Source organism: Streptomyces sp. NPDC018029 (genome assembly GCF_044327655.1).
GTDB lineage: Bacteria > Actinomycetota > Actinomycetes > Streptomycetales > Streptomycetaceae > Streptomyces.
Genome location: NZ_JBIRFV010000009.1, coordinates 236,440 through 250,767 on the forward strand (window position 1 = coordinate 236,440; position 14,328 = coordinate 250,767).

At 71.0% G+C, this 14,328-nt stretch carries 13 protein-coding genes; 7 read left to right on the forward strand and 6 right to left on the reverse strand.

From position 1 onward, the window contains the following. Window positions 1-9: 9 nt before the first annotated feature. Window positions 10-1,008: a TerC family protein gene (locus tag ACH4D5_RS27510; RefSeq protein ID WP_398307478.1), complete on the forward strand. Its 999-nt coding sequence runs from the start codon at window positions 10-12 to the stop codon at window positions 1,006-1,008. An 87-nt stretch (window positions 1,009-1,095) separates the two neighbouring features. After that, window positions 1,096-2,196 (forward strand): calcium:proton antiporter, encoded by a 1,101-nt coding sequence (locus ACH4D5_RS27515; RefSeq protein ID WP_398307480.1) that lies wholly within the window; start codon window positions 1,096-1,098, stop codon window positions 2,194-2,196. Here ACH4D5_RS27515 and ACH4D5_RS27520 read toward each other — a convergent pair. Continuing rightward, the gene (locus ACH4D5_RS27520; RefSeq protein WP_398307482.1) at window positions 2,186-3,496 is read right to left on the reverse strand and encodes an MFS transporter; all 1,311 of its coding nucleotides are present in this window, start codon (window positions 3,494-3,496) and stop codon (window positions 2,186-2,188) included. The two genes, ACH4D5_RS27515 and ACH4D5_RS27520, sit on opposite strands and share 11 nt — an antisense overlap. A 74-nt stretch (window positions 3,497-3,570) precedes the next feature. Then, complete coding sequence (locus ACH4D5_RS27525; protein ID WP_398307484.1) at window positions 3,571-4,620, reverse strand: S66 peptidase family protein; 1,050 nt, start codon at window positions 4,618-4,620, stop codon at window positions 3,571-3,573. Between the two features lie 83 nt (window positions 4,621-4,703). Between ACH4D5_RS27525 and aroQ the strand changes: the two genes are divergently transcribed. Further along, window positions 4,704-5,168 carry a type II 3-dehydroquinate dehydratase gene (gene aroQ / locus ACH4D5_RS27530; protein ID WP_398307486.1) on the forward strand — a complete coding sequence of 155 codons (465 nt, stop codon included), beginning with the start codon at window positions 4,704-4,706 and terminating at the stop codon, window positions 5,166-5,168. Window positions 5,169-5,186: 18 nt separating this feature from the next. Here aroQ and ACH4D5_RS27535 read toward each other — a convergent pair whose 3' ends face one another. Continuing rightward, window positions 5,187-5,843, reverse strand: coding sequence for an MBL fold metallo-hydrolase (locus ACH4D5_RS27535; RefSeq protein ID WP_398307488.1), 657 nt, complete (start codon window positions 5,841-5,843; stop codon window positions 5,187-5,189). A 10-nt stretch (window positions 5,844-5,853) separates the two neighbouring features. Beyond that, window positions 5,854-6,537, reverse strand: coding sequence for a maleylpyruvate isomerase family mycothiol-dependent enzyme (locus ACH4D5_RS27540; protein ID WP_398307490.1), 684 nt, complete (start codon window positions 6,535-6,537; stop codon window positions 5,854-5,856). Between the two features lie 229 nt (window positions 6,538-6,766). Here ACH4D5_RS27540 and uvrA point away from each other — a divergent pair, with 229 nt between their 5' ends. Further along, complete coding sequence (uvrA, locus tag ACH4D5_RS27545) at window positions 6,767-9,856, forward strand: excinuclease ABC subunit UvrA (protein ID WP_398307492.1); 3,090 nt, start codon at window positions 6,767-6,769, stop codon at window positions 9,854-9,856. 187 nt (window positions 9,857-10,043) lie between these two features. Next, window positions 10,044-10,853 carry a crotonase/enoyl-CoA hydratase family protein gene (locus tag ACH4D5_RS27550; RefSeq protein ID WP_398307494.1) on the forward strand — a complete coding sequence of 270 codons (810 nt, stop codon included), beginning with the start codon at window positions 10,044-10,046 and terminating at the stop codon, window positions 10,851-10,853. A gap of 58 nt (window positions 10,854-10,911) precedes the next feature. Here ACH4D5_RS27550 and ACH4D5_RS27555 read toward each other — a convergent pair whose 3' ends face one another. Beyond that, window positions 10,912-11,838, reverse strand: coding sequence for a carbohydrate kinase (locus ACH4D5_RS27555; RefSeq protein ID WP_398307496.1), 927 nt, complete (start codon window positions 11,836-11,838; stop codon window positions 10,912-10,914). A 177-nt stretch (window positions 11,839-12,015) separates the two neighbouring features. On the opposite strand from ACH4D5_RS27555, the gene ACH4D5_RS27560 reads away from it, so the two are divergent. Next, window positions 12,016-12,441, forward strand: a complete 426-nt coding sequence (locus ACH4D5_RS27560; RefSeq protein ID WP_398307498.1) for a Rieske 2Fe-2S domain-containing protein — start codon at window positions 12,016-12,018, stop codon at window positions 12,439-12,441. A gap of 37 nt (window positions 12,442-12,478) precedes the next feature. On the opposite strand, the gene ACH4D5_RS27565 is transcribed toward ACH4D5_RS27560, so the two are convergent. Then, a complete protein-coding gene (locus tag ACH4D5_RS27565; RefSeq protein WP_398307500.1) occupies window positions 12,479-13,459 on the reverse strand; it encodes a hypothetical protein in 981 nt (326 codons plus the stop codon). 226 nt (window positions 13,460-13,685) lie between these two features. On the opposite strand from ACH4D5_RS27565, the gene ACH4D5_RS27570 reads away from it, so the two are divergent. Continuing rightward, window positions 13,686-14,327, forward strand: a complete 642-nt coding sequence (locus ACH4D5_RS27570; protein WP_398307502.1) for a papain-like cysteine protease family protein — start codon at window positions 13,686-13,688, stop codon at window positions 14,325-14,327. Window position 14,328 lies beyond the last annotated feature (1 nt).

Genomic DNA, 14,328 nt, shown 5'->3' on the forward strand with positions numbered 1-14,328 from the left:
GGAGGCGCAGTGGACGTTTCAATGACCATGTGGGTGACGACCGTTCTCGGTCTGTGTGCCCTCATCGCGGTCGACTTCTTCATCGGGCGCAAGCCCCATGACGTGTCGATCAAGGAAGCCGGAATCTGGACGATCGTCTGGATCGTCCTCGCGGCACTCTTCGGTGTCGGCCTGCTGGTCGCGGGCGAGAGCCAGGCGTCCGGCGAGTTCTTCGCGGGCTTCATCACCGAGAAGTCGCTCTCCGTCGACAACCTCTTCGTCTTCATCCTGATCATGGCGAAGTTCTCGGTGCCGAGCCACCTCCAGCAGCGCGTGCTGCTGTTCGGTGTGCTGATAGCGCTGGTCCTGCGAGCGATCTTCATCGCCGCCGGCGCCGCGGTCATCGCCAACTTCTCCTGGGTCTTCTACATCTTCGGCGCGTTCCTGATCTACACCGCCTGGAAGCTCATCCAGGAAGCGCGTGCCGACGAGGAGGAAGAGGACTGGGAGGAGAACCGCCTCCTGAAGTCCATCGAGAAGAAGTTCGGCGTCTCCGACCGGTACGAGGGCACCAAGCTGTTCATCCGGAAGAACGGCAAGAAGATCATGACGCCCCTCATGGTCGTCATGCTCGCCATCGGCACCACCGACGTGCTCTTCGCGATGGACTCCATCCCCGCGATCTTCGGCCTCACCCAGGACCCGTACATCGTCTTCACGGCCAACGCCTTCGCCCTCATGGGACTGCGGCAGCTGTACTTCCTCATCGGCGGCCTCCTCAGGAAGCTGGTCCACCTCAGCTACGGCCTGTCGGTGATCCTCGGCTTCATCGGTGTGAAGCTCGTGCTGCACGCCCTCCACGAGAACGGGGTGCATGTCCCCGAGATCTCCATCCCGGTCTCGCTCGGCGTCATCTGCGGCGTCCTGGTGATCACGACGATCACCAGCCTCATCGCTTCCAAGAAGCAGGAGCAGCAGGCCGCGGCCGAGGCCGCGGACGACGCCCGGAAGGACAGCATCGAGGCCTGATCACGGCCTGACGGTCACCTCTCCCGCCCGGCACCGGGCGGGAGACACCGAGTAGCGACACCCAGGCGCCCGGGGCAGCATCGAGTCATGGTCACTCGGCTCCGGGCGCTCGGCATGCAGTGGACGGCCGTGGTGCCGGTCCTCGCGATCGTTCTTCTCGCCCTCACCTGGGGGAGGGACCTACCAGGACCGGTCGTCGCCGTGGTCACCCTGGTCCTCGCCGGGGCGGTGCTCGCCGCCGTCCACCACGCCGAAGTGATCGCGCACCGCGTCGGCGAGCCCTTCGGTTCCCTCGTCCTCGCGGTCGCGGTGACGATCATCGAGGTGGCGCTCATCGTCACCCTCATGGCGGACGGCGGCGACAAGAGCTCCACGCTCGCCCGCGACACCGTCTTCGCCGCCGTGATGATCACCTGCAACGGCATCGTCGGACTCTGTCTCCTGGTCGGCGCGCTGCGCCACCGCACCGCCGTCTTCAACCCCGAGGGCACCGGAGCCGCCCTCGCGACCGTCGCGACCCTGGCCACGCTCTGCCTGGTCCTGCCGACGTTCACCACCACCAAGCAGGGCCCCGAGTTCTCCACGGCCCAGCTGACCTTCGCCGCGATCGCCTCGCTCGTCCTCTACGGCATCTTCGTCACCACCCAGACCGTGCGGCACCGCGAATACTTCCTGCCCCTCACCAAGCAGGGCGAGGTCATCGACACCGACGGCCACGCCGGCGGTCCCTCCTCCAAGGCGGCGCTGATGAGCCTCGGGCTGCTCGCGCTGGCGCTGATCGGGGTGGTCGGTCTGGCCAAGGGCGTCTCCCCGACGATCGAGTCCGGCGTGGAGAGCGCCGGCATGCCGCACGCCGTCGTCGGCGTGATCATCGCGCTGCTCGTGCTGCTCCCGGAGACCATCGCGGCCGTGCGCGCCACCCGTCGCGACCGCGTGCAGACCAGCCTGAACCTCGCCCTCGGCTCGGCCATGGCCAGCATCGGGCTGACCATCCCGGCCGTCGCCGTCGCCTCCGTGTGGCTGTCGGGCCCGCTCGTGCTGGGGCTGAGCTCGACCCACATGGTGCTGCTCGCGCTCACCGTGATCGTCGGAACGCTCACGGTCGTGCCGGGGCGCGCCACGCCGCTGCAGGGCGGTGTCCACCTGGTGCTGTTCGCGGCGTTCCTGGAGCTCGCGGTCACCCCGTAGCGGCCGCCGGCTCGGGGCGCACGACCGGTCGTGTCTCCGGCAGCAGCGCGAAACAGCCGAGGCTCAGCAGCGCGATGCCCGACAGATACGCGGCCACCCCCCACGGCTTCCCGTCCCCCTGCGCCGCGGCCGTCGCCACGATCGGGGTGAGCGCGCCCCCGAGCACCCCGCCGAGGTTGTAGCCGACCGCGGCGCCCGTGCAGCGCACCCTGGGCTCGTACAGCTCCGGCAGATACGCGCCGATCACCGCGAACATCGTGATGAACGCGAGCATCGCCACGAGGAATCCGGTGAACATCAGCAGCGGCTCCCCGGTCGAGAGCAGCGCGACCATCGGGAACATCCACAGGGCCGACGCGGCGCACCCGAGCAGGCACAGCGGCCGCCGCCCGTACCGGTCGCCGAGCACCGCCACCACCGGCGTCAGGGCGCCCTTCACGAGGACCGCCGCCATGACACAGGCCAGCATGACCGTGCGGCTGACGCCGAGCCGCTCCACGCCGTACGAGAGGGACCAGGTCGTCACGGCGTAGAACACCGCGTACCCGACGGCGAGCGCGCCCGCCGTCAGGAGCACGAGCCGCCAGTGTCCGCGCACCACTTCGGCGAGCGGCACGCGCGCGTGCTCGCGCAGCCGCAGGAAGTCAGGGCTCTCCGCGAGCGAGGAGCGCAGCGCGAGGCCCGCCACCACGAGCAGCCCCGCCGCCCAGAACGGCACACGCCACCCCCAGGCCGCGAACTGCGCGTCGGTGAGCGTCGCCGACAGGGCGAGCATGACGCCGTTGGCCAGCAGGAACCCGATCGCCGGGCCGACCTGCGGGAAGCTCGCCCACAGGCCGCGCCGCTCGGGCGGCGCGTGCTCCGCGGTCAGCAGCACGGCACCGCCCCACTCGCCCCCGAGGCCGAGCCCCTGGAGGAACCGCAGCACGAGGAGCAGCAGGGGAGCGGCGGCGCCGATCGACCCGTACGTCGGTACGCAGCCGACCGCGACCGTGGCCACTCCGGTGAGCAGCAGCGACACGATGAGCACGGGCCGCCGCCCGTGCCGGTCGCCGATGTGCCCGAAGAGGACGGAGCCCAGGGGCCGCGCGACGAAGCCCACTCCGAAGGTTGCGAAGGCGGCGAGCGTGCCCGCGAGCGGCGAGAAGGTGGGGAAGAACAGCGGGCCGAGGACCAGGGCGGCGGCCGTTCCGTAGATGAAGAAGTCGTAGAACTCGATGGCGGTCCCGGCGAGCGAGGCGGCCGCGAGCCGCGGCAGTGACGGTGGTGCGGTCCGGCGTGGGGGCTTCGTTTTGCGCATGCCGGATCAACTACCCACAGTCACCACCAGTAACGCATGGCGACCGCCTCGCAGTGACCTGCCGATGTGGCCGGCTAATAGGTCACGGTGATGCGGCGTGCCGGGCCGTCGACCCGCACGGTTCCCCCGTAGGGGATGACGACTTGCGGATCGGTGTGGCCGAGGTCCACGTCGAAGACCGCCATGGTCTCGGGCGCGTAGATGGCGAGCGCCTTCAGGACGGCCTCGCGCTGCTCACGGGCGTACGCCGCCTTCTCGTCGGCGTCCGAGGGGCGCTGGAAGGACCAGGCCTTGGCTCGGCCCATCAGGAGGGCGGGGAAGCGGTGCAGCAGCCCGCGCTCGCCCATGTTGCGCAGGATGCGGAACACCTCGTCGGCGCCCGGCAGTTCCTCCGAGGTCTCCAGGAACAGGACGCAGCCGTCGTACGCGGACAGGTCCCGCTGGATCTCGCGGTCCGCCATCAGGAGCCAGGAGAGTATCTCCAGGTTGCCGCCCCAGGAGCGGCCCTCCACGACCCGCTCGGGCCCGTGCCAGAGCCAGCCGCCGCCCGGCTCCGTGGGCGGTTCCTCCAGGAGGAGCGCGGGGTCCTCCCAGGGCAGGTCCACATCGCGGTAGCGCTCGGCGGGGCGCAGTTCGTAGGGCCCCGGGGCGAAGAGCGCGGCGCGCAGCGAGTCGGCGGTCTGCGGTGCCATGGCGCCGGGGCGGCCGAGCTCGCACATGACGGACGCGCCGTGATAGCCGACGATGCCGCACTGCCACAGGTAGATGAGCAGATTGGTGTTGTCGCTCCAGCCGAAGAACGGCTTCGGGTGCGCGCGGATCAACTCCCGGTCCAGGTACGGCAGGACGGTGATCTGGTCGTCGCCGCCGATGCTCGCGACGACGGCCTTGACGGTCGGATCGGCGAACGCCGCGTGGAGGTCGTCGGCCCGCTCCCGCGGCGTCGAGCCCATCTTCCGCGTCGTCGGGTACTCGACGGGCTCCAGGCCGAACTCCTCGCGGAGGCGCTTCAGGCCCAGTTCGTAGGGGAGCGGGAAGAGTCCGGGCAGTCCGCTGGAGGGGGAGAGCACGGCGACGCGGTCGCCCGGCGAGGGCTTCGGCGGGTACACGGGTTCGACGATCATGACGGGAGCGTAGGCGGGCACTACGGAGAGCGCATCCGACTTAGGGCCCCTCCCGCGCGCGGGAGGCGTGATAGACCTCCCTTATGACGCGCAGCCTCGCCACCGCCCCGATCATGGTCCTGAACGGCCCGAACCTGAACCTCCTCGGCCTCCGCCAGCCCGAGATCTACGGCACGGACACCCTCGCCGACGTCGAGGTGCTGTGCGCCAAGGCGGCGGCCGCGCACGGCGGGACCGTGGACCTGCGGCAGAGCAACCACGAGGGCGAGTTGGTCGACTGGATCCACGAGGCGCGCGAGCACCACGTGGGCATCGTCATCAACCCCGCGGCCTACTCCCACACGTCCGTCGCGATCCTGGACGCGCTCAACACCTGTGACGGGATGCCGGTGTTGGAGGTGCACATCTCCAACATCCATCAGCGGGAGGCCTTCCGGCACCACAGTTACGTCTCGCAGCGCGCCGACGGTGTCATCGCGGGCTGCGGTGTGCAGGGGTACGCGTTCGCGGTGGAGCGGGTGGCGGCACTGGTCGCCGCCCGCTCCTGACGCACGGCACCCTCCGGGTCACCAGCCCCGCGCGCGCCACTCGGCGAGATGCGGCCGCTCGGCGCCGAGCGTCGTGTCGCCGCCGTGGCCGGGATAGACCCACGTCTCGTCCGAGAGCGTCCCGAAGATCTTCGTCTCGACGTCGTCGATGAGGCTCGCGAAGGCCTTCGGGTCCTTCCACGTGTTGCCGACGCCGCCCGGGAAGAGGCAGTCGCCGGTGAACACGTGCGCGTGGCCGTGCGGGTCGTCGTACACAAGGGCGATCGAGCCCGGGGTGTGGCCCACCAGGTGGCGCGCGGTCAGCGTGACCCGGCCGACCTCGATGGTGTCGCCGTCGTCGACCAGGACGTCCGTCGGGACGGGGATGCCCGCGGCGTCCTCGCGGCCCGCGTACGTCCGCGCGCGGGTCGCCGAGACGACGGCGGCGAGGGCCTGCCAGTGGTCGCCGTGCTGATGCGTGGTGACGACGGACGCGATGCCGTCGTCACCGATCAGCGTCAGCAGTGTCTCGGCGTCGTTCGCCGCGTCGATCAGCAGCTGCTCGCCGGTGGCCCGGCAGCGCAGCAGGTAGGCGTTGTTGTCCATCGGCCCGACCGCGACCTTCGAAATCATCAGGTCCGGCAGCTCGTGCACATCCGCGGGCCCGCCGACCTTCACCGCTCCGCTGTACGTCATGTTCGTCAGCCTATAGCGGGGGCAGGGCGGGCAGGAGGCCGCCTTCGGCCGTGAGTGCTGAGCCGTCGCGACGGCCGGCGAGCCAGCCGACCAGGTCGGGAGCGGACCCGGAGACGGTGACCTCCGCGTCGCCGGGGCGGCCGGTGCTCCAGGTGTGCGTGCCGTTGGTGATCCAGGTGGGGGGCACGTCGGGGTTCCCCGAGAAGCGGGCCGTCAGGAACGTGATCTCCCGCTGCACGAACTCCTCCGGCAGGTCCTCCAGCTCGTAGCCGATGCCGAGGTCGACGTGGTGCAGCTCGACCTCCACCCACCGCCGGAACGGCACCCGCGACGCGGAGTCGGTCACTCCATTGCGCATGGTGATCGTCCGGGACCAGTCGGCGGGGAGCGCGGCCTGCGCCTCGAAGCGGCCCGCGCTCTCCCGCACGTCGTCGAGCTGTACGCCCAGCGGCCGCGGGGCGTCGCGTGCGATGTCCGCGTCCCGCGCTTCCGCGCTGACGTACATCGGCCGTCCTGCCAGGACGTTCACCAGGGCGTCCGCGTTCCGCGCGAGGTGCGCGAGGACGTGACCGCGGGTCCAGCCCGGGAGCCGCGACGGCTCGGCGGTCGCGCCGCTGTCCAATTTCACCGCTGCGCTGAGCAGCCGTTCGGTCGCGTCACGTACAGACGCCAGGTCGCGCACATGATCAATCATGCGGACGACGATAGCCGCGTCACACGGACGGGTGAAGGGCTCGGCAACCGACCGTAAATCGAATACACGTGCTATATGGTCGGGAGTGGCATCGGGCATTCTTGAAGGTCCGGGTTTGTTGTGTACGTGGAACCAGGGAAGCAGCCCGGCGTTGTCAGTGGCTCGCCCTAGTCTGTGAACGACCGGGGTTCTGCCCCTGTCACCACTCTCAAGAAAGGTGCGGACCGGCGTGGCCGACCGTCTCATCGTCCGTGGCGCGCGCGAGCACAATCTCAAGAACGTCTCGCTCGACCTCCCGCGTGACTCCCTCATCGTCTTCACCGGACTCTCCGGGTCGGGCAAGTCCTCGCTCGCGTTCGACACGATCTTCGCCGAGGGCCAGCGGCGGTACGTCGAGTCCCTCTCCTCGTACGCCCGGCAGTTCCTCGGTCAGATGGACAAGCCCGACGTCGACTTCATCGAGGGTCTCTCCCCGGCGGTCTCCATCGACCAGAAGTCGACCTCGCGCAACCCGCGCTCGACGGTCGGCACGATCACCGAGGTCTATGACTATCTGCGCCTGCTCTTCGCGCGCATCGGCAAGCCGCACTGTCCCGAGTGCGGCCGCCCCATCTCCCGCCAGTCGCCGCAGGCCATCGTCGACAAGGTCCTGGAACTGCCCGAGGGCAGCCGTTTCCAGGTCCTGTCCCCGCTGGTCCGCGAGCGCAAGGGCGAGTTCGTCGACCTCTTCGCCGACCTCCAGACGAAGGGGTACTCCCGCGCGCGGGTCGACGGGCAGACCATCCAGCTCTCCGAGCCGCCCACGCTCAAGAAGCAGGAGAAGCACACCATCGAGGTGGTCGTCGACCGCCTCACGGTGAAGGACTCCGCCAAGCGCCGCCTGACCGACTCCGTGGAGACCGCCCTCGGCCTCTCCGGCGGCATGGTCGTGCTCGACTTCGTCGACCTCCCCGAGGACGACCCCGAGCGCGAGCGCATGTACTCGGAGCACCTCTACTGCCCGTACGACGACCTGTCCTTCGAAGAGCTTGAGCCCCGCTCCTTCTCCTTCAACTCGCCCTTCGGCGCCTGCCCCGACTGCACCGGCATCGGCACGCGCATGGAGGTCGACCCCGAGCTGATCGTCCCGGACGAGGACAAGTCGCTCGACGAGGGCGCCATCCACCCCTGGTCGCACGGCCACACCAAGGAATACTTCGGCCGGCTCGTCGGAGCCCTCTCCGACGCCCTCGGCTTCGCCACGGACATGCCCTGGGCCGGACTCCCGCAGCGCGCCAAGAAGGCTCTCCTGTACGGCCACAAGACCCAGATCGAGGTCCGCTACCGGAACCGGTACGGCCGCGAGCGGGTCTACACCACCGCCTTCGAAGGCGCCGTCCCCTTCGTCAAGCGCCGCCACAGCGAGGCCGAGAGCGACGCCAGCCGCGAGCGCTTCGAGGGCTACATGCGCGAGGTGCCCTGCCCCACCTGTGAGGGCACCCGCCTCAAGCCGATCGTCCTGGCCGTCACGGTCATGGGGAAGTCGATCGCCGAGGTCTCCGCGATGTCCATCAGCGACTGCGCGGACTTCCTCGCCGAGCTGCGCCTCGGCGCCCGTGACAAGAAGATCGCCGAGCGGGTCCTCAAGGAGGTCAACGAGCGGCTGCGCTTCCTCGTCGACGTCGGCCTGGACTACCTCTCGCTGAACCGCGCCGCGGGCACCCTCTCCGGAGGCGAGGCCCAGCGCATCCGCCTGGCCACCCAGATCGGCTCCGGCCTGGTCGGTGTGCTCTACGTCCTGGACGAGCCGTCGATCGGCCTCCACCAGCGCGACAACCACCGCCTGATCGAGACCCTCGTCCGCCTGCGCGACATGGGCAACACCCTCATCGTCGTCGAGCACGACGAGGACACGATCAAGGTCGCCGACTGGGTCGTCGACATCGGTCCCGGCGCGGGCGAGCACGGCGGAAAGGTCGTGCACAGCGGCTCCATGAAGGACCTCCTCGCCAACGACAAGTCGATCACCGGTCAGTACCTGTCGGGCAAGAAGGCCATCCCGGTGCCGGACATGCGCCGCCCGGCCGACCCGTCCCGGCAGCTGACGGTGCACGGCGCCCGGGAGAACAACCTCCAGGACATCGACGTCTCCTTCCCGCTCGGCGTCCTCACGGCGGTCACCGGCGTCTCCGGCTCCGGCAAGTCGACGCTGGTCAACGACATCCTCTACACCCACCTCGCCCGCGAGCTGAACGGCGCCAGGTCCGTCCCCGGCCGCCACACGCGCGTGGAGGGCGACGACCTCGTCGACAAGGTCGTCCACGTCGACCAGTCGCCCATCGGCCGCACCCCCCGGTCGAACCCGGCGACGTACACCGGAGTCTTCGACCACGTCCGCAAGCTCTTCGCGGAGACCATGGAGGCGAAGGTGCGGGGCTACCTCCCCGGGCGCTTCTCCTTCAACGTCAAGGGCGGCCGCTGCGAGAACTGCTCCGGTGACGGCACCATCAAGATCGAGATGAACTTCCTCCCGGACGTGTACGTCCCGTGCGAGGTCTGCCACGGTGCGCGGTACAACCGCGAGACGCTGGACGTGCACTACAAGGGCAAGTCCATCGCCGAGGTCCTCGACATGCCGATCGAGGAGGCGCTCGACTTCTTCGAGGCCGTGCCCGCCATCGCCCGTCACCTGAGGACGCTCAACGACGTCGGCCTCGGTTACGTGCGCCTCGGCCAGTCGGCGCCCACGCTCTCCGGAGGCGAGGCCCAGCGCGTGAAGCTGGCCTCCGAGCTCCAGAAGCGCTCCACGGGCCGGACCGTGTACGTCTTGGACGAGCCGACCACGGGTCTGCACTTCGAGGACATCAGCAAGCTGATCACGGTCCTCTCCGGGCTGGTCGACAAGGGCAACACGGTCATCGTCATCGAGCACAACCTCGACGTGATCAAGACCGCGGACTGGGTCGTCGACATGGGCCCCGAGGGGGGCAACGGCGGCGGTCTGGTCGTCGCCGAGGGCACCCCCGAGGAGGTCGCGGGCGTGCCGGCCAGCCACACCGGCAAGTTCCTGCGCGAGATCCTCTCGGCGGACCGCATCAGCGACGCGGTGCCCTCGCGGGGACGCGGGGCGGGCAAGGCCGCGGCGAAGAAGTCCTCCGCGAAGAAGGCCGTCAAGAAGACGGCGGCCAAGAAGACGGTGGCCGCGAGCGCCACGGCTTCGAAGAGGACGGCCACGGCCAGGACGGCCGCCTCCGCGAAGAAGACGGCCGCTCCGAAGAAGGCGGCCGCCACTCCCAAGAAGGCCGCGGCGAAGAAGACGACGCGGGCCCGCAAGGCCTGACCGGCCCCGCGGGTCGGGCTGCCTCCGCAAGGCTGGGGCTGAACCCGCGAGGGTTGGTCCGGGCCGCCGGGCCGGTTGAAGCGCTCCGTCCCCCCATCGGGGGCGGGGCGCTTCGCGCTGTCCTAGCGGGGCACGGGGTGCCCGAGTGTCTTGTCGGGCGCCGCGCTCCCGTGGTCGGCTTGAGCCCATGTCCGTACGCAGCGAACGCGCAGGTCCCGTCACCACCGTCGTGCTGTCCCGCCCCGCCGCGCGGAATGCCGTCGACGGGCCCACCGCCCGTGCCCTCGCCGACGCCTTCCGTGCCTTCGAAGCCGACCCGGACGCCTCCGTCGCCGTGCTGTGGGGCGAGGGCGGCACCTTCTGCGCCGGCGCGGATCTCAAGGCCATCGGAACCCCCGACGGCAACGAGGTGTCCGAGGAAGGTGACGGCCCCATGGGGCCCACCCGCATGCACCTGTCCAAGCCGGTGATCGCGGCGATCTCCGGCCACGCCGTCGCGGGAGGCCTCGAACTCGCCCTCTGGTGCGACCTGCGCGTCGCCGAGGAGGACGCCGTCCTCGGGGTGTTCTGCCGCCGCTGGGGTGTCCCGCTCATCGACGGCGGGACGGTCCGGCTGCCCCGCCTCATCGGGGAGGGCCGCGCCCTGGACCTCGTCCTGACCGGCCGCCCCGTCGGCGCCGCGGAGGCGCTCGGCATGGGCCTGGTGAACCGGACCGTCCCCGTCGGCACCGCGCGCGCCGCGGCCGAGCGCCTCGCCGCCGAGATCGCCGCGTTCCCGCAGACCTGCCTGCGGCACGACCGGCTCTCCCTGCTCGAACAGAGCGGCCTGCCGGAACGGGAGGCGATGGCCGGCGAGCTGCGCCACGGCCTGCACTCCCTGGCCGAGGCGGCCGAGGGCGCGGCGCGCTTCGCCGCGGGAGCGGGCCGGCACGGGGCGTTCACGGACCACGTGCCCAAGGGTCACGTACCCACGGACCCCGCGCCCACGGATGGCTGAGGGCATCCCCCCGCACGACCGCACGACCGCACGACCGCACGACGCACGGCAGCGCCGGTCAGGCCAGTTCCGCCGCGTACGGCGGCTCCGCCCCCGCCCGCGAGCAGGTCAGGGCCGCCGCGCGGGCCGCGAACCGCAGTACGTCGGTCCAGTCCTCGGCGCCGAGACGGTCCAGCGCCCGCGCCGACAGCGCGTCCCGCGCCGAGAGGCCGTGCAGCAGCGCGGCGTTGACGGTGTCGCCCGCGCCGATCGTGTCGACCACGTCGACCGGCTCGCCGGGCACGTGCAGCTCCGTGCCGTCCCGCGTGTACAGCGACAGGCCGTCCCCGCCGCGGGTGACGACCACGGCGGCGGGCCCCGCGGCCAGCCACTCGTGCGGGGTGCCGCTGAGCCAGTCGGCGTCCTCCTGCGACAACTTGAGGAGCGAGACCGACGGCAGCCAGCTCCTGAACCGTGCCCGGTAGGCGTCCGCGTCCGGGATCAGACCGGCCCGTACGTTGGGGTCGAGGGCTGTGAAGACGCCGCGCGCCGCCGCCCGGCGCATCAGCTTCTCGTACGCGCTCGCGCCCGGCTCCAGGACGAGCGAGCAGGTGCCGAACGACATCGCCCGTACGCCCTCGGGGAGCCGGTCGGGGGCCTCGAAGAGCCGGTCGGCCGTGCCCTCGACGTAGAAGGAGTACCCGGCCGAGCCGTCCGCGCCGATCGAGGCGACGGCGAGCGTCGTCGGTTCCGGGCCGCGCTGCACCGGCAGCCCGTCGGCGGCGACCTCCACCCCTGCCGCCCGCAACCCGCCGAGCAGCGCCTCGCCGAACGCGTCCCGCGAGACGCGCGAGCAGAAGGCGACGGGGGAGCCGAGCCGGCCGAGCGCCACGGCGGTGTTGTACGGGCCGCCGCCGAGCCGCGGCGCGAGCACGGGCAGTCCCGCGTCGCCGCCCGCCCCTTGCGGCACGAGGTCGATCAGGGCCTCTCCTGCGACGACAATCACGGGTGGTTCCTCTCGGGCGCTGTCTGGGCCGTATCGCCCGCTCAGGCTAGGCCGTGCGCGGGCCCGCGGACGGAAGCGGGCAGCACTCGGGCACGCCCGTGCCCGACACGGTCGGAGCGCTGTGCACCGGTATGGTCTGATCCGTCACTGATCACGCCCCTGACCTGTGGAGACACCATGTCCGGCACGCCCCCCGCCCGCCGCACCGTGCTGCGGGCCGCCGCTCTCGCCCCGGCCGTCGGACTCGGGCTCACCGCCTGCTCGTCCGGCGACGGGTCGAACCGGTCGGCCCCGACCGCGCCGGTGGATCTCGGGAAGGCCGACGCCGTGCAGGTGGGCGCGTCGAAGCTGTACACGGACCAGAAGGTCGTGGTCAGCCGGATCTCCGACGACGAGTACAAGGCGTACAGCACGATCTGCACCCACGCGCGCTGCCCGATCCAGAACCTGGAGGGGCACAAGCTGATCTGCCAGTGCCACGGCAGCCAGTTCGACGCCACGAACGGCAAGGTGCTGAAGGAACCGGCCGTCGAGCCGCTCGTCGAGCTGCCGGTGAAGGTGGAGAACGGCAAGATCGTCGCGGGCCCGGCGAAGAAGGCCTAGGACACGCCCCAGCCCTCTCCGGAGGGCGCACGGGCCCTCACTCCCAGTCCCACGCGATCCCCAGGATCCCGGCCCGCACCTGCGGTTCGACCACGTGCACCGAGCGGTGGCTGCCGTTCAGCGTCAGCTCCTGGCGGCCGCCGCGGGGGGCGGCGGCGGAGTGCTGGGTGAAGCGGTGGCAGCGTACGGGCAGAGCGGCGTCGTCGTAGCGGATCTGCAGCGCGTACTGCCCGCCCGCGTAGGTGAAGCCGCGCTGGTACTCGGTGGCCTCCCCGGCCGTGCCGTCCTCGAAGCCGTAACCGAACAGATGGGTGTCACCCGCGCGCAGGCGGGCGTCGAAGAGCAACTCGGCGACCAGCACCCCCGTCCCCTGGTGCCATCGCACGCGTCCCGTGCGGCAGTTCTCCAGGGCGCGCACCCGGACGCGGTCGGGTGCGCACCCGGGATCGCCGTGGTGGATGGCCACATAGCGGTCCACGCCGTCCCGGTGGGCGCGCACGATGTGCTGCGACTCGCGGCCGACCAGCTCACGGCCCGCGCCGATCCGCACCCGCTCGTGGTGGCCGATGGTGTGCAGCCCGCCGTCGACCGGGGAGCCGAGCTCGGCCAGGAGCGAGCGCAGCACGTCGGAGGCCTCCACCAGGGAGCGGTACGAGCGGGCGGCGGGCCGGTTCCGGTCGGCGCGCTCGGCCGGCCGGACGAGCAGCCGGATCAGTGACTCCTCAGGGAGCTGGAGGATCTCCTCCAGGGCCCGTACGGCGCGCAGGGACTCGGCGCGCTGGGGGCGCCGGGCGCCCTGCTGCCAGTAACTCAGGCTCGTCACGCCGACGTTGACGCCGTGCCGGATCAGGTGGTGGCGTAGGCGCTGCAGGGGCAGCCGCCGGGTGGCTATGGCGGTGCGCAGCGCGAGGTGGAACGGGCCGGTGCGCAGGGCGGCCGCCAGCTCCGCGGGCTCGTCGTCCGCCGTCCCTGCCGCGTCCGCGGGCGCGTCCTGCGCGAACCGGGTGCCGTGCCGCATGGGGGCCCCTATCTGTGAACGTTCACTCCAGCCGCCCGGCGTTCGCGCCGGTCGGAGCGGGCCACCAGGTCGGCGTACGACGTCCGTTCACATCCGTACGCCGCCGTTCACGGCCCATTTGATTCCGCATTGAAGCGTGTTGACCTGCACCCGACAACACTCGATGCTCAATCGCAGCGTCCGGACGCGCTCCTCCACACCCCACATCCCGCTCGGGAGGAACGCGATGCGCTCACCGATCAGCAGGAACAGCACAGGCAGACGCAGACGTCTCTGCGTGCTCGCCGCCGTCGCAGCGGCGCTCCTGACCGCCGCACCCACGGCCACGGCTGCCCCGGCCCCGGCCCCCGCCGCGTCGGCCACGTCCGCCGCCGACCCCTCCGTGCTCGCCGCCAAGCGGCTGAACATCACCATGCAGGCACAGCAGAAGACCAACTGGTGCTGGGCCGCGGGCGGCAACACCATCGCGGCCTTCATGGGCCGCAACTACAGCCAGAACCAGTTCTGCAACGCCGCGTTCGGGCGCAGCCAGAACACCGAGTGCCCCAACAACCAGGCCACGCTCGGCAACGTGCAGAACGGCCTGCGCTGGGCGGGCATCAACCCCGGCTCGTACGTCACCGGCTGGCTGCGCTACTCGACCGTGCAGACGGAGATCAACGCGAACCGCCCGGTCGAGACCCGCATCCAGTGGTCCAACGGCGGCGGCCACATGCACGTCATCTACGGCTACGACGACGCCAGCAGCTGGGTCTACTGGGGCGACCCGTGGCCCTCCAGCGACCGCTACAACTGGGCCTCGCACGCCTGGTACGTCGACAACAACACCTTCTCCTGGACCCACTCGCTGTACCGGATCGGGGCGTGAG